This window comes from Rhizobium sp. BK529 (assembly GCF_014194105.1).
Classification (GTDB): domain Bacteria; phylum Pseudomonadota; class Alphaproteobacteria; order Rhizobiales; family Rhizobiaceae; genus Rhizobium.
Genome location: NZ_JACIAU010000005.1, coordinates 148,095 through 162,528 on the forward strand (window position 1 = coordinate 148,095; position 14,434 = coordinate 162,528).

Consider the following 14,434-nt stretch of genomic DNA (forward strand, 5'->3'; position numbering starts at 1 on the left):
ATAGAGCCTTTCTTTTCGTCATATCATGGGCTCCGGGCCTTCTTACCACATGACGTCGCCGCCGTTCGGCGACAGGCTCTGCCCGACCATGAACGCTGCTTCGTCGCTTGCGAGGTAGAGATAGGCAGAAGCGATCTCCTCGACCGTGCCAATTCGTCCAATCGGCAATTGGGCAACTTTCCATTCCTTCCAGGCGGGATCGCTGGCATGCCACATCTGCGTGTCGGTCGGCCCTGGACAGACGCAGTTCACTGTAATCCCACTCGACGCGACCTCCTGGGCGAGGGAGGCGCTGAATGCGACGAGAGCTGCCTTCGATGCGCAATATGCTGCCTGCCGAGGGGCCGGCCTGTGGGCTAGTTGCGAAGCCGTGTTGATAATGCGCCCAAAGCGCCGTTCCAGCATATGAGGTAGCACGGCCTGTATGGCGTGCAGCGTACCATCGAGGTTTACGTCGAACACGCGCCGCCATTCCTCGTACGTGACCGCGTTGAGATCACACGCTGGCGTGCCCGTGCCGGCATTGTTGACGAGGATATCGATATGACCGAGCTGCTCGATTGCGCGTTCGACCACCGATCGAACAGCATCGGCATCGGTGACATCGCAGGCGATGCGGCTGTCCGTCTCGCCCAGCGGCAGTTCCCCGGCGCTGAACATGTCGGCGGTGCAGACCCGAATCCCCGACGTTTCGAAGAGGTTGACCACGGCCGCGCCGATTCCGGATTTTCCCCCGAAGACGAGCGCGGTGCGGTCTTCGATGCCTCGCATGGTCAAGCCTCCACCCGCGCCCGCGGTAGAAAACGGCCGTAACCGGGCTCTCCGCAGAATTCGCCATTGTCGACGATGACCTCGCCGCGCAGCAGGACCGACACCACCCGTCCTCTGACCTTCATGCCTTCGTAGGCCGAATAATCCACGGCATGATGGAGATCGCGGTTCCGGACGATGCGTTCGGCATCGGCGTCGAAGAGAACGATGTCGGCGTCGCTGCCGACCGCGATCGTACCCTTGCGGGGTGCCAGCCCGAAAGTCCGTGCCGGGCGCGAGCAAGCGAGGTCGACGAATTGTTCGATCGTGATTCGGCCCTCGACGACGCCCTGATACAGCATGACGAAACGCTCCTCGATGCCGGGGAGGCCGTTGGGGATCTTCGTGAAATCGTCGCGCCCGCCCTGCTTCTGGTCGTGAAAGCGGGTCGAGGAATGATCGGACGAGACGGTCTCGAGAATGTTGTGGCGCAGGGCAAGCCAGAGCGCGTTTTTGTCTTTCGCGGTCCGGGCGGGTGGAGAGAAGACATATTTCGCGCCCTCGAAACCAGGTTGGTCGAGGCTGTCCTTAGTCAGGAAGAGATAATGGGTGCAGGTCTCGGCGAGAACCGGGGCACCGCGCAGTTTGCCGCGCACGACCTCTTCGAGTGCTTCAGCGCAGGTGACGTGAACGACGTAGAGCGGTGCGCCGGTCATCTCAGCCAGGGCGATGGCGCGGGCCGTCGCCTCGGCCTCGGCGCGGGCAGGCCGGCTCTCGGCATGGTATTTTGGCGCCGTCTTGCCCTCTCGCAGATATTTCCGTTGCAGGTGGTCGATCGCATCGCCGTTTTCAGCATGGACCATTACCATCGCGCCGCAGCGTTTCGCCATTTCCATAGCCGTGACCAGTGCCTGGTCGTCCACCATCGCCCCGCCCTTGCCCGACATGAAAAGCTTGAAGCTGGTGATCCCCTTCTCAGGCAATGTCTCCAGTTCCGCCGCGATGCTGTCGCTGAAGTCAGGAATAAGCATGTGATAGCCATAGTCGATTGCGGCCTTGCCCTCGGCCTTGCCATTCCAGTTCGCTATGCCGTCCGCGAGCGTGCCGCCAGGCGTCTGCTGGCAGAAGTCGATGAGCGAGGTCGTGCCGCCGCAGGCCGCGGCAATTGTTCCGGAGCGGAAGTCGTCAGCCGTCATCATGTCGAGCGAAGGCGCGTCGAGATGGGTATGGACATCGACGCCGCCGGGCAGCACCAGCAGGCCTGCCGCCGATAGCGTGCGTCGCGCCGCCGGAGGCGTCCCGCCGATTTGCACGATGCGGCCGTTATCGATGCCGATATCAGCCTTGAATGTCCCTGCGTTCGTAGCGATTGTTCCGTTGACAACAATTAGGTCGATCATGTAGCTCATTCTTTATGCAGAACATCATACTTCAAATAGAACATAGGGTGATGCCTGCGCCCGGTCAACGGCTTTTGGATTACAAACATCGAAAAGCTGTGTTAGGCCTCGACACTCGCGCAAGGTTCACATCATGACGTCTTCTCGCCCACCGGTAACTTCCGATTCTGACTCGTCTTTGCAGCCACCCGAAAAGCTGAGCCATGACGGCACTCACTGGATGGTCACGTCGAGCGCCGGGGAGGGGAAGAAACCGGGTCTCGGTCTGGTGCCGGCGCTGGATAAGGCCATCGCCATCATCGAGTATCTGAACTGGCAGCCGGCTGAGCAGGCGACGCTCGCCAATATCTCGTCGGCGCTGGAAATCACGAAGAGCCATTGCCATTCGATCCTCAAGACGCTGCAGGAGCATGGCTGGCTGCGATTCGACGAGCGCGCCAAGACCTATGCCCTGCATCCCGGGCTGCTGGGCAGCGTTTCGAAGCTCCTGGCAATCCCGATGATCGACATCATCCGGACCGAGATTTCCAGCCTGGTGTCCTCCATCCGGCTTCCTTGCGTGGTTTCGCAACCGATGCCCGACCAGACGTTCATGCTGATCGACAAGTTTCACGACCCAATGCGCATCGAGGTCTCGCTGCCGATTGGCTTTCGTTATCCCCGCGATGCTTCGGCGCAAATGCGGGCCTATCTCGCCTGGATGCCGGACGAAAAAGTCCACACCTGGTTCGAGGACTGGAAGCCGGTCCGGTATACCGCCGCGACGTTGACGACACAGAAGGAAATCCTTGCCGAGTTGCAGGCCACTAGGAAGCGCGGATATGCCCGTAGCCGCGCCGAGTTCACCGATGGCCTGATGGCGCTCGCCCTTCCGATCTTCGGGAAGAGCGGGGAGGTGGAGTTCGTGGTCAACTGCTCGGCACCCATCGATGTGATGAGCGGTCTCGAAGGCGAGGTGTCGGCGGCAATGCGGCAGGCGGTGCAGAAAATCCACCAGCAGACCCTTGCGCGGCTTCCACGCGACTTCGCAGGATAGGGCGGCACGGCCGCCTCATTCCTTCGTGAGGTTCCGAATCAAGCTCCCCTGAATGCCCATCGTACAGATTCGCGTGCACGCGGCTGCCCGCTGTCCTCGCTGCCATCGTCCGTTCCTTGACCGTTTTTTGATGTCCTGATCCCGGGGGCGCCCGGCGGACGATACGGTTTCGCTAGTAGATGGTGTCGCTGGCGACGCCCTTCGTCACCGTCATGCGGGAGGTCAAGGAATGCGCTACCTCTGGAAAAAGCCGCTGCGCATGTCAAATGCCAAGCTGGTCGCTGAGCTCGGCTGCGAGCCGCAGACGCCGATTGACGAAGCCGTGCGTGCCTCGCTGGTGGCGCTCGGCTGCCTGTCGAGGACCGCCGGGCTGCTCCCAAATCGCGAGGCGATCCCGGACTAGCTGAGTTCGGCAAGCGCGATGCGGGCGACCGTCAGCTGCAGATCTGCACTCGCCGTCGAGCCATCGCCCAGTAACCAGGCGGCCGACAAGCCGGAATAGGCAACGATCCATTGCAGCAGGCGGCGGGGCTCGATGCCTGTCTCGGCTGCGACGATCGGCAACTGGCGCTGCAGGCGGCCAGGGGCGGCGATGATGTCAAGATCCCTGTTGGCGAAGGTATTGGCGAAGTCGAAGCCGCGTTCGCCATGGAGCCCCTTCGGATCGATCGCCAGCCAGCCATCCTCGCCGAAATCGAGGATATTGCTGTGGTGGATATCGCCATGGAGGACTGCCACGGCCTGCGGCTCGGCGAGCAATGTCCTGGCAATGCGGTCGCAATCGGCAAGTGTGCCGCCATGGGCCGCTGCCGCGGGCGCCAGTTCGCGGAACCATCGGTCCAGCGGGATCAGCACCGGCAGCGGCTTTTGGCGCGGGGCGTGGAGAGCGTTGACGGTGCGGCAGATAATCCGCGTCGCCTCATCGTCCCGCCAATCATGTGCCATATTGAGCAGCGACTGCGGGCTGAGCGAACGTTCCATCAGAACGGCGTGGCTGTCATGGGCATAGACGCGCGCCGCACCCTTGCCATCCCACCAATCCAGCACCGCGCCACCGGCCCGCTCCGCCTCGTCCTCCGACATCTTCAGCATGGCCGGCTTGCCGCGCCAGAGGACTGGCAGGAGCTTGCTGCTATGGGTGACGATCGGCTGGCCGTCGAGCGTGAGGGACCAGCTGGAGAGGTAGGGTTCGAACATGGGGTGGAAGGTAGGGGGCGGAAGGACCGGTTTGAAGGGGGCAGAGCCTACTCGCCTCCCTCATCCCTGTGACGAGCACAGGGATGAGGGAGAGTGAAACGGTGGGGCCATCAACAGAGAAGAGCGGTCATGGAACCTCTTACTTACAACCCCGCCTCGGCCATCCAGATCTCCGCATCCGCGCCGGCGGGGATGCGCAACGGCGCGGCTGGATCGGTGGCGGCGCGCCAGATGGCGTCGGCAACGTCAGGCGCATGGGTCACCGGACCCGCATCTTCCTGCACGCTTTTCACGAATTGCTGGATCAGCGGCGCGTAATCGGGATCGTCGGCGCCGCGCAGATGCGGCCGGGCGTTCTGGCCGAAGCGGGTCTCCGGCGAGCGGCCGGGTAGGACGATATGGACCCGCACGCCGAACGGCGCAACCTCTACCGCGAGGGACTCGCTCAGGGCGTTCACCGCTGCCTTGCTCGCCCGGTAGACGCCGATAACAGGCAGCACCTTGACCGTCACCGTGGAGGTGACGTTGACGATCACCCCAGCCCTGCGCCGGCGCATCCCGGGTAGAAAGGCCTGGATCATCGCCAATGTGCCGATCACGTTGGTCTGGAACAGAGACTGCGCGGTTTCGGGGTCGGTCAGCTCGACCGGCGCCGGCGCGCCGAAACCGGCATTGTTGACGAGCACGTCGACAGGACCGGCGGCCTTTGCCCCCGCAGCGACGCTTGAGGGATCGGTGACGTCGAGCGCCAGGAGGCGCAGGCGATCGGAGACCGGCAGTAGGCTGGTATCGGGCGTGCGCATTGTGGCGATCACCTCCCAGCCGCGCTGCAGGAACAGTTTCGCAGTCTCGAGGCCGAAGCCGGACGAGCAGCCGGTGATCAATATCCTGGGCATGTGCTTCTCCATGTGAAAAGGAATGCAGCGATGGTAGTGACCAGAGACAAGACTTTATATAGCCTAAAGTCTCCATTTCTTTAGCGTTGGTCCTGATATGACTATCGATCCGCTTGCCGAAATCGTCACCTTGCTGCAGCCGGCAGCCCGCTTCTCGAAGCTGGTGGAATGCGCCGGTACCTGGCGCATCCAGCGCGAGGCGACCGGCGAGCCTTTCTATTGTGCCGTCCTCGAAGGCGCCTGCCGCGTGACGTTCGGCGACGATCCGCCCTTCATCCTTCAGGCCGGCGATTTCGTGCTGGTGCCGGCGATGCGCGATCTCGTCAACGAGAGCCTCGATGCCTCTGCCGATCTGCCCGATACGATCCCGGCGCAGCTCGCCGACGGTCGTTTTCGCGCCGGGCGGGCCGAGGGACCGGCGGATCTCAGGATGCGGATCGGCCATTGCAGCTTCGGCGCGCCGGATGCGGCGCTGCTCGTGCCGCTGCTGCCCGAGGTGGTGATCGTTCGCGGCGAACCGCGGCTGGCGACGCTGATGCAGCTGGTCGGCGAGGAAACGCGCGGGCGGCGCCCCGCCCGGGAACTGGTGCTCGAGCGCCTGCTGGAAGTGCTGCTGATCGAGGCGCTGCGCTCCGGAACGGATACGACGGACGCGCCTGGCCTCAGCCGCGGCCTCGCCGACGAGCGCTTAGCGGCCGCCCTCTACGCCCTGCATGCCCGCCCTGCCCATCCCTGGACGGTCGCCGATCTCGCCGCCGAGGCAGCCCTCTCCCGCTCCGCCTTCTTCGTCCGCTTCAACCGCGTCATCGGCGTGGCGCCGATGGAATATCTGCTCGCCTGGCGCATGGCACTGGCCAAACAGCTGCTGCGCCGCCGGGAGCTCAGCATGGACGCGGTGGCCGAGCGCGTCGGTTACGGGTCGGCCAGCAGCTTCAGCGTCGCCTTTGCCCGCTATGCGGGGATGCCGCCGGCGCGGTATGCGCGGGGTGGGTGAGAGGTTGGCGGAGGCGGAGAGGAGGGTCGCAGGTGAGCTGCTTGCAGGGGAGGTCACGGGATGCGGGCGGCAGATAGTGCGCAAAAATGCTGACACAGACGGGCAAGCCGCATTCGGCAAGCCTAATCGAAAGAGTCACTCACGGCGCAGACGCGCCGTGGCTGGATTCCTGTGCTCGTCACAGGAATCCTATGTGTCTGACCTGTGATTAATAGCTGCGGGAGGAAGGGCCAGCCACGGCGCGTCTGCGCCGTGAATGTCTCATCAAGCGGGGACGGCTCCCGCGCCCAGGATTGGGGCGCACTGGATTCTTGTGACAAACAACGGAATGAGGGAAGTGGGGGAGATGTCGGCCGCCCAAAAAGAAATTCCGCCTCGACGGGCGGGATTTCTCGGTTCTGAAAGTCGTTACGCGGCCTTGTCGATCAGCGGGTAGTCCGCGTAGCGCTTAGCGCCGCCGCCGGAGAAGGTAGCCTGGTCGCCGGCGTTGAGCGGCAGGTTCTTCTGAAGGCGCTCGACGAGATCCGAGGGGCGGTGAAGGGCTTGCCGAAGGCGACGAGTTGAGCGGCCGGTTTCGACGGCGGTGATCGCCAGGTCGCCGTCGTAGCCGTTGTTGACCATCCCAATGCGCCTTGCCGCCAGCCTTTTCATAAGCGGCGCGCAGCGCTGCGTAGTCGAAGGAGGGGTTGGTGCCGCCTTCGACGATATGGATATAGGCGAGATCGTACTTCGCCAGTCCCTCGACCACATGGGTGAAGACGGCCTGCGGGTTGAATCGTCGCTGTCGTTCGACGGCGTGACCGGCGAGAGGGCGGATTTCGGTGCGGCCGGCGCCCGATTTGATCCGCGTGCAGCGGGGATTATGCACGCCCGAAAGTCGCGGACGCTACCGGCTGCGAACAAATATCGGCGAGGCCGCCGCAAAAACCCTCTTGACAGAAAAATTCCAGATGGTTGAATGATCCACATACAGAACGTCATTCTGTATATAGAATTTTGTGAGGAGGGGAACGAAAATGTCCACCACAGTAAAACAAACGAAATCAGCTGCCCGTCTGCGCGGTACGAAGAGTTCGGTCTTCGCCGCCGGTCTCGCAGCGCTGGCATTATCGCCGGCATTCGCCGAAGAGATCACCATCGCGACGGTGAATAACCAGGACATGGTGATTATGCAGGAGCTCTCAGGCGAGTGGGAGCAAAAGACCGGCAACACCATCAACTGGCTGGTCCTCGAAGAGAATGTGCTGCGCCAGCGCGTCACGACCGACATTTCCACCAATGGCGGCCAGTTCGACGTCATCACAATCGGCTCTTACGAGGCGCCGATCTGGGGCAAGAATGGGTGGCTCATTCCGGTCGATGATCTCGGCGCGCAGTATGATTACGCTGATATCTTCGAGACGGTAAGGAAGGGGCTTTCGGTCGACGGAAAGATCTTCGCGCTGCCGTTCTATGCCGAAAGCTCGATGACATATTACCGCCGGGACCTGTTCGAGAAGTCAGGCATCACCATGCCTGAGCAGCCAACCTATTCCCAGATCGCGGAATTCGCCGCCAAGGTTAACGACCCGGAGCACAAGGTCTACGGCATCTGCCTTCGGGGCAAGCCGGGTTCGGGCGAAAACATGGTTCCGATCATGACGTCGGTCAACACCCATGGCGGCAAGTGGTTCGACATGGAGTGGAAACCCCAGATCAATGGCGAGCCCTGGCACAAGGCTGTGAACCTCTATGTCGATCTGCTCAACAAATACGGCCCTCCGGGCGTGACGTCCAACGGCTACAACGAAACCCGCGCACTCTTCGCCAGCGGCAATTGCGGGATGTGGATCGATGCGACTGTGGCCGCAGGCTACCTGTACGATCCGGCAGAAAGCAAGGTCGCCAATTCGGTCGGCTTTACCAAGGCGCCAATTGCTGACGTCCCGAACGGCGCAGCACTGCAATGGGCATGGGCACTTGCGATCCCCAAGTCGTCCGCCAAGGCCGATGTGGCCAAAAGCTTCATCGCCTGGGCGACGTCGAAGGAATATATCCGCGGGGTCGGCGAGAAGAAGGGATGGATCCTGATCCCGCCCGGCACCCGCCAATCCACCTATGACCTGGCCGAGTACCAGAATGTCGCGCCCTTCGCGAATTTCGTCAAGGATGCGATCCTTTCGGCCGATCCGACCAAGCCAAGCAAGGACCCCGTGCCCTATACCGGCATAACCTACGCTTCGATCCCGGAATACCAAAGCATCGGCACCGAGGTCGGCCAGCAGATCGCCGCCGCCCTGACCGGCCAGCAAACGGTTGACCAGGCGCTGACGGCCGGCCAGGCCTTCACGGAGAAGACAATGGAGCAGTCCGGCTACTTGAAGAAGTAGTCAGCTTTTCCTCCCGGAGCTGCGCTCGGCCGTCCAATTGGTCGGGCGCAGGTTCCGGATCGCATTGGAGATCGTGCATTGAATTCGACATCGACCGCAGCCCACCACGGCATGGCCGGAGCGGAGCCTTCCGCCCAGGCGGAGCGCAGCAGGCCCAAGGCCTATCTCGTTGCGCCCTCCATCGCGGCGCTCCTGGTCTGGACCACTGTCCCGACCGTCATGACCCTCTGGTTCTCCTTCCAGCACTACAATCTAGTGAATACGGCCGGGCGGGAATTCGTCGGCTTCGACAACTACCTCTATTTCTTTAGCTCGAGTTCACTGGCGATCGCCGCATTGAATTCGATCTATGTGGTTCTCGGTGTCATCGCGATCACGGTGGTTCTCGGGATCGGCCTGGTCTTGCTGCTCGACCGGGATTTCGCAGGCGCAAAGTTTGCTCGCGTGCTCGCGATCTCACCGTTCTTCGTCATGCCGACGGTCGCCGCACTGATCTGGAAGAACCTGCTACTGGATCCGGTCAATGGCTTGTTGGCGACGCTGCTCGGTCTCATCGGGCTCCCGGCAGTGGACTGGTTTGGAAGCTTTCCGATGTTTTCGATTATCGTCATCATCGCCTGGCAATGGATCGGCTTCTCGACGCTCATCCTCCTGACCGCCCTGCAATCGCTCGATCATGAATTAAAGGAAGCAGCAGGCATGGACGGTGCAGGCGCCTTCGCGACGTTCCGCTTCATCATACTGCCGCACCTGGCGCGGCCTATCGGCATCATCGTCATGATCGAAACGATCTTCCTCCTGTCTGTCTTCGCAGAGATCTTTGTGACGACATCCGGCGGCCCGGGTCTGGCTTCGACCAATCTCTCCTTCCTGATCTACGTGCAGGCGCTGTTGCGCTTCGATGTCGGCCTCGCGTCCGCCGGCGGCGTGATCTCGATCATTCTCGCCAATATCGTCGCCTATTTCCTGGCGAAGACCGTGTCCCGTTCGCTGGAGATTTGACCAATGGCAACGCCCGGATCTTCATCTTCGACAAGCCTGAACTTCATCGCCGGGTGGGCCGCGGTGATCCTTCTTATCTTCCCCATTCTTTGGATGTTCCTGACCAGCTTCAAGACCGAGATCGACGCACTGTCGCCCGAAGCGTCGCTCATCTTCCGGCCGACGCTCGACAATTACCGCACGGTTCTCGCCCGTTCTCATTATCTGAGCTTCGCGCTCAATAGCATCTACACCTCGGTCGCCGCGACCGTGCTGGCGCTGGTGATCGGCTTTCCCGCGGCCTACAGCATGGCGTTCTTTCCGACCGCGAAGACCAGGGGCACGCTGCTCTGGCTGCTCTCGACCAAGATGATGCCGCCTGTAGGGGTCCTGGTCCCAATATATATTCTCTACCGCGACATGAAACTGATCGACACCCATGTCGGGCTCGTCGTGCTCTTCACCTTCGCCAATCTGCCGATCGTGGTCTGGATGCTCTACTCGTTCTTTCGCGATATCCCGCGCGATATCCTCGAAGCCGCCCGCATCGACGGCGCTGGGTTGTGGGAGGAGTTTCGATATGTCCTCATTCCGCTCTCCGGTCCGGCGCTCGCCTCCACCGCGCTGCTGTCCATCATTCTCTGCTGGAACGAAGCATTCTGGAGCATCAATCTCACGACGACCAAGGCCGCGACGCTCGCGGCGTTCATCGCCACCTATTCTGCGCCCCAAGGCCTGTTCTGGGCTAAGTTGTCGGCCGCCGCCGTCCTCGCGATCGGACCCGTGCTGATCATGGGCTGGATAGGCCAGCGTCATCTCGTCCGCGGCCTCACATTCGGAGCAGTGAAATGAGCGAGCCGAAATCCGACGCGAAGCGTCTGCGCGTGCTGGTCACCGGTGCGGCGGGCCTCATCGGCAAGGCTGCCGCGCACGCGCTGCGCCGCGAAGGCCACCTGGTCCTGGCGACCGACCGGACCACATCAGCCGATTGCCAGGCACTCGATTTCACCGACAGGCGGGCGACCGACGCTCTCATCGACAGCGGTATCGATGCCATCGTTCACTGTGGCGCGATTTCCGGTCCCGCCGATGCCAGGAACAATCCGGAGTTGATCGCGCCCGTCAATGTCGGAGGCACGATGAACCTGCTGGAGCTTGGGCGTAGAGCTGGCATTCGCCGCTTCGTCTATTGTTCCTCCACCAGCGTCTATGGCGACATTTCCGGCGACGGTCCCGTCGCCGAGGATGTCTTGCTCAGGCCCAAGAGCCTCTATGGCGCCTCGAAGGCTGCCGGCGAACTCGTCGTGGCCGGCTACGGCCAGCAGTTCGGGTTCAGCACGATCGCACTTCGGATCAGCACGGTCTATGGCCCCGATCGCAGGCATTTCTGCGCCATCCGCACCCTTGTCGATGCGGCCGTGCAAGGGCGTAGGGGCCTGCTCGATCATGGGCTCCACGACTTCCGGCAATATGTGCATGTCGGCGATGCCGCCGCGTCGATCGTTCTGGCGCTCGAGGCCGAGCGGCCCTTGCGATCGAGCTACACGATCACCGGTGGCGAGCGCCGGGATCTCGACAGCATAGCCGGGCTGGTCTCCCGCCTCGTTCCCGGTTTCGACTACGAGATCGGTGAGAGCACCGACCCCGGCGAAGACCGCCATCCGCCATTCTCGATCGCGGCGGCCGAAAACGACCTGGGCTATGTGCCCCGCATATCCATGGAACAGGGCATTGCAGAGTTGATCGCCCATGTTCGCGCTTATGGCGCCATAACGGAGAAGGCATGATGACCCGTGTCGTGAGGATCGCAGCGGCGCAGATGGGACCGGTGAATTCCGGCGAGCCGAAGCGGGTAACGGTTGAGCGCATGATGCAGCTTCTCGAGCGGGCGGCGGATGAAGGCTGCGATCTTGCAGTCTTTCCCGAGCTTGCCCTGACCACCTTTTTCCCCCGGGCCTATCTGGCCGATCTCGTCGAAGCGGACGGCTTCTATGAGCATGCGATGCCGAATGCTGACGTGCAGCCACTCTTCGATCTCGCACGTGGCCGCGGTATCGGCTTCAGCCTGGGCTATGCCGAGATTGCGGTCGAGAACGCGGTCGTCCACCGCTACAACACCCAGATCCTCGTGGGTGGAGACGGCGGGATCGTGTCCAGGTATCGCAAGGTTCACCTGCCCGGCCATACGGATCATCGGCCTGCCGATCCGTTTCAAAATCTGGAGAAATACTATTTCGAGGTCGGCAATCTTGGCTTTCCGGTGGTGGATGCCTTCGACGGTCGGGTCGGCATGTGCATTTGCAACGACCGTCGGTGGCCGGAAACCTATCGGATGATGGGGCTGAAAGGTGTCGAGCTGATCGTGCTCGGCTACACGACCCCGCTCCACAATCCCCGCGCCGACCAGTCGGCGGAGCTGCGCATGTTCCAGAGCCGGTTGTGCATGCAGGCGGGAGCGTACCAGAACTCCACCTTTGTCGTCGGCGTCGCCAAGGCGGGCAGGGAAGATGGCGTCGACCTCATGGGCGGATCGTGCATCATCCATCCGGACGGCCGCGTTATCGCCGAGACCGGCGGCCTGGGCGACGAGATCGCGGTCGCGGATTGTGATCTCGACGATTGCCTGAACGGCAAGGCGGAGGAATTCAACTTTGAGCGCAACAGGCGGCCCGAACTTTATCAGGGGCTTCTCGCGCCGCATGGGAGTACACGATGACGGCAGTCAGCATCGAAGGCCTGAACAAGCATTTCGGCGCCATCCACACACTCAAGAATATCAACCTGCATGTCGAGGACGGCGAGTTCGTCGCCCTGGTCGGCCCCTCGGGCTGTGGCAAGTCCACGCTGCTACGGATCATCGCCGGCCTCGAGAGCGCCGACGGCGGCTCGATCAGGATCGGCGGACGCGATGTTACCCATCTGCCCTCCAAGGCGCGGGACATTGCGATGGTCTTCCAGAGCTACGCGCTCTACCCGCATATGACTGTGGCGGAAAATTTGGGCTTCTGCCTGCGCATGCAGAAGCGGCCGGAAGGCGAGATCAGGTCGAAGGTTCTGGAGGCGGCGAACACGCTGCATCTCGAAGCACTGCTCGAGCGGCGACCCAAGGAACTGTCGGGAGGGCAGCGACAGCGCGTTGCGATGGGTCGGGCGATTGTTCGTGATCCGCAGGTCTTTCTGTTTGACGAGCCGCTTTCCAACCTCGACGCGAAGCTTCGCGTTATTATGCGCGCAGAGATCAAAGAGGTGCAGCAGCGCTTCAAAACGACAACAATTTACGTCACACATGACCAGATCGAGGCTATGACCATGGCTGATCGGATCGTGATTATGGACAAGGGAGAAATCGTGCAGGTCGACTCCCCGATGGAACTCTATCGCAGGCCGCGCAATACCTTTGTCGCGGGCTTCATCGGGTCTCCGCAGATGAATTTCATCGATGCCCGGCGTGATGGGACCGGCAGCATTTCACTAGGCCCTGACGTGGCATTTCGCTCAGACGCTGCCTTATCGGGCAAGGCGAACGAAGTCGTTGTCGGAATCCGTCCCGAAGATCTTCTCCTCGACGACGAGGGCGGCCTTCAGGCGAGGGTAACGCTAGTCGAGCCTACCGGGGCGCAGACCTTTGTCCATGCCTCCACCGAAGACGGCAACCATCTTGTCAGTATCGAAACCGGCGGACGACGCGTCCGTTCGGGAGACTATATTCGGCTGAAGCCCGTCATGCACCAGCTGCATGTGTTTGACCGTGCTTCGGGCGAGCGTCTCGATGTCGCGTGATGTATTCAAGCCTGAAGCTGTACCTCCTACAGAGCAGGAAAAGAGTTCGGCCACCGCTTCGCCTGCTTGCTATTAAGTTGGCGACGCCGCGCCCACGTCGAAGCGCACCCGGCCGACTATGGTGCCGCCGACCCCGAGCTCTCTGATTCCGTGACCTGGGACACCCGCGGCCATTTTGTTGTACCCGTTATCTATATTGCTGACGGGTTCGACGCAAAAATAGTCTTCGTCTTTCGGCGCGAAGACAACCAGTTTGTCAAAGAGGCCGTGCGCGCGAATGATGATTTGATAGCCACGGCTTGGCCAAGTCAGCGTCGCTCGCCGGTTCCAACCAGAATAACAGTCATCGGCCACCAGACCAGTAAGAACGCGCCCAGCGGAGAAATCCTTATCTGGCGGGGTCGATTGCGCCTCTCCATTGGCATCGTCAAGAGCACAAGGCCAAATGTAAGGATTCTTAGCCTTCAATGTCGTGTCGCTGTCTTTCGGGAAGAATGGGTGAAAACCAATTCCCGCGGGCATCACCTTATTATCAGCGTTCGTTACCGAGAGCTCCGCTTCTAGGCCGCTCGGCACTAGTCGCAGTTTTTGTCGAGCATCAAACTTAAATGGGAATCCATCCCTACAGCGATATTGCAGTCGAAGATCAAGCATCGTCGCCGACCGTTCGACGATTTCCCACTCATTAACCCATCCGTTTCCGTGGATCGGCTCACGCAGCATAGAGTGGGTGCGCGCGAGCTCAAAACTCTCGCCACCAAATCGGAAGCTGCCACCAACGACCGGGCCTGAATAGGGGACCAATGGAAAGCAGCCCATAGTAAGAGGATCGGCTTCAACCGTCGCGTCGGCCCTCGGGGTGCGAAAAAGGTCCTTGGACTTGTTGTTCCTGCAAACCCGCCACGCGTAGATTGCTCCGCAGCGCGGCTCTACGAGTAGCTCATCCGACAACAGTTGCAGCTTTTCCATCTCGATCCATCTCGCCCGAAGCCGGTTTCAGGGCCTCTGGAGCACCTTACAAAATTTTGCTT

At 61.6% G+C, this 14,434-nt stretch carries 13 protein-coding genes and 2 pseudogenes; 9 read left to right on the plus strand and 6 right to left on the minus strand.

Annotated elements, in window-relative coordinates:
* Positions 1–42 precede the first annotated feature (42 nt).
* Both FHX08_RS25985 and hydA read right to left on the minus strand, forming a co-directional pair.
* A complete protein-coding gene (locus FHX08_RS25985; RefSeq protein ID WP_184327869.1) occupies positions 43–771 on the minus strand; it encodes an SDR family NAD(P)-dependent oxidoreductase in 729 nt (242 codons plus the stop codon).
* 2 nt (positions 772–773) lie between these two features.
* Complete coding sequence (hydA, locus tag FHX08_RS25990) at positions 774–2,150, minus strand: dihydropyrimidinase (protein ID WP_210288398.1); 1,377 nt, start codon at positions 2,148–2,150, stop codon at positions 774–776.
* Between the two features lie 178 nt (positions 2,151–2,328).
* Here hydA and FHX08_RS25995 point away from each other — a divergent pair, with 178 nt between their 5' ends.
* Positions 2,329–3,186: an IclR family transcriptional regulator gene (locus tag FHX08_RS25995; protein ID WP_184327870.1), complete on the plus strand. Its 858-nt coding sequence runs from the start codon at positions 2,329–2,331 to the stop codon at positions 3,184–3,186.
* 179 nt (positions 3,187–3,365) lie between these two features.
* Positions 3,366–3,589 (plus strand): annotated as a pseudogene (locus tag FHX08_RS26000) (hypothetical protein); the annotation flags it as partial.
* Here FHX08_RS26000 and FHX08_RS26005 read toward each other — a convergent pair.
* Both FHX08_RS26005 and FHX08_RS26010 read right to left on the minus strand, forming a co-directional pair.
* Positions 3,586–4,383, minus strand: a complete 798-nt coding sequence (locus tag FHX08_RS26005) for an aminoglycoside phosphotransferase family protein (protein WP_184327871.1) — start codon at positions 4,381–4,383, stop codon at positions 3,586–3,588. The pseudogene FHX08_RS26000 and the gene FHX08_RS26005 sit on opposite strands and share 4 nt — an antisense overlap.
* 143 nt (positions 4,384–4,526) lie before the next feature.
* Positions 4,527–5,279, minus strand: a complete 753-nt coding sequence (locus FHX08_RS26010) for an SDR family oxidoreductase (protein ID WP_184327872.1) — start codon at positions 5,277–5,279, stop codon at positions 4,527–4,529.
* Positions 5,280–5,376: 97 nt separating this feature from the next.
* Between FHX08_RS26010 and FHX08_RS26015 the strand changes: the two genes are divergently transcribed.
* Positions 5,377–6,273, plus strand: a complete 897-nt coding sequence (locus FHX08_RS26015; protein ID WP_184327873.1) for an AraC family transcriptional regulator — start codon at positions 5,377–5,379, stop codon at positions 6,271–6,273.
* Between the two features lie 408 nt (positions 6,274–6,681).
* Here the strand turns inward: FHX08_RS26015 and FHX08_RS26020 are convergent.
* Positions 6,682–7,108, minus strand: a pseudogene (locus FHX08_RS26020) (alkene reductase); the annotation flags it as partial.
* Between the two features lie 181 nt (positions 7,109–7,289).
* Here FHX08_RS26020 and FHX08_RS26025 point away from each other — a divergent pair.
* The 6 genes from FHX08_RS26025 to FHX08_RS26050 all read left to right on the plus strand — a co-directional run bounded on the left by FHX08_RS26025 (position 7,290) and on the right by FHX08_RS26050 (position 13,403).
* The gene (locus FHX08_RS26025; RefSeq protein ID WP_184327874.1) at positions 7,290–8,642 is read left to right on the plus strand and encodes a sugar ABC transporter substrate-binding protein; all 1,353 of its coding nucleotides are present in this window, start codon (positions 7,290–7,292) and stop codon (positions 8,640–8,642) included.
* A gap of 111 nt (positions 8,643–8,753) precedes the next feature.
* Entirely contained in the window at positions 8,754–9,644 is an 891-nt protein-coding gene (locus FHX08_RS26030) for a carbohydrate ABC transporter permease (protein WP_184328041.1), read from the plus strand.
* A gap of 3 nt (positions 9,645–9,647) precedes the next feature.
* Positions 9,648–10,475 (plus strand): carbohydrate ABC transporter permease, encoded by an 828-nt coding sequence (locus FHX08_RS26035; protein WP_184327875.1) that lies wholly within the window; start codon positions 9,648–9,650, stop codon positions 10,473–10,475.
* Positions 10,472–11,410, plus strand: coding sequence for an NAD(P)-dependent oxidoreductase (locus FHX08_RS26040; protein WP_184327876.1), 939 nt, complete (start codon positions 10,472–10,474; stop codon positions 11,408–11,410). The genes FHX08_RS26035 and FHX08_RS26040 overlap by 4 nt, the downstream gene beginning before the upstream one ends.
* Positions 11,407–12,339: an N-carbamoyl-D-amino-acid hydrolase gene (locus tag FHX08_RS26045; RefSeq protein WP_246698379.1), complete on the plus strand. Its 933-nt coding sequence runs from the start codon at positions 11,407–11,409 to the stop codon at positions 12,337–12,339. The genes FHX08_RS26040 and FHX08_RS26045 overlap by 4 nt, the downstream gene beginning before the upstream one ends.
* Positions 12,336–13,403, plus strand: a complete 1,068-nt coding sequence (locus FHX08_RS26050) for an ABC transporter ATP-binding protein (RefSeq protein WP_184327877.1) — start codon at positions 12,336–12,338, stop codon at positions 13,401–13,403. The genes FHX08_RS26045 and FHX08_RS26050 overlap by 4 nt, the downstream gene beginning before the upstream one ends.
* 72 nt (positions 13,404–13,475) lie before the next feature.
* Here FHX08_RS26050 and FHX08_RS26055 read toward each other — a convergent pair whose 3' ends face one another.
* Entirely contained in the window at positions 13,476–14,372 is an 897-nt protein-coding gene (locus tag FHX08_RS26055) for an aldose 1-epimerase (RefSeq protein WP_184327878.1), read from the minus strand.
* Positions 14,373–14,434 lie beyond the last annotated feature (62 nt).

Coding starts and splice junctions, on each gene's coding strand:
- FHX08_RS26005 (WP_184327871.1), bottom strand. CDS start 4,383: ATGTTCGAACCCTACCTCTCCAGCTGGTCCCTCACGCTCGACGGCCAG.
- FHX08_RS26055 (WP_184327878.1), bottom strand. CDS start 14,372: ATGGAAAAGCTGCAACTGTTGTCGGATGAGCTACTCGTAGAGCCGCGC.
- FHX08_RS26025 (WP_184327874.1), top strand. CDS start 7,290: ATGTCCACCACAGTAAAACAAACGAAATCAGCTGCCCGTCTGCGCGGT.
- FHX08_RS26050 (WP_184327877.1), top strand. CDS start 12,336: ATGACGGCAGTCAGCATCGAAGGCCTGAACAAGCATTTCGGCGCCATC.
- FHX08_RS26040 (WP_184327876.1), top strand. CDS start 10,472: ATGAGCGAGCCGAAATCCGACGCGAAGCGTCTGCGCGTGCTGGTCACC.
- FHX08_RS25985 (WP_184327869.1), bottom strand. CDS start 771: ATGCGAGGCATCGAAGACCGCACCGCGCTCGTCTTCGGGGGAAAATCC.
- FHX08_RS26010 (WP_184327872.1), bottom strand. CDS start 5,279: ATGCCCAGGATATTGATCACCGGCTGCTCGTCCGGCTTCGGCCTCGAG.
- FHX08_RS26030 (WP_184328041.1), top strand. CDS start 8,754: ATGGCCGGAGCGGAGCCTTCCGCCCAGGCGGAGCGCAGCAGGCCCAAG.
- FHX08_RS26035 (WP_184327875.1), top strand. CDS start 9,648: ATGGCAACGCCCGGATCTTCATCTTCGACAAGCCTGAACTTCATCGCC.
- FHX08_RS26045 (WP_246698379.1), top strand. CDS start 11,407: ATGATGACCCGTGTCGTGAGGATCGCAGCGGCGCAGATGGGACCGGTG.
- FHX08_RS26015 (WP_184327873.1), top strand. CDS start 5,377: ATGACTATCGATCCGCTTGCCGAAATCGTCACCTTGCTGCAGCCGGCA.
- hydA (WP_210288398.1), bottom strand. CDS start 2,150: ATGATCGACCTAATTGTTGTCAACGGAACAATCGCTACGAACGCAGGG.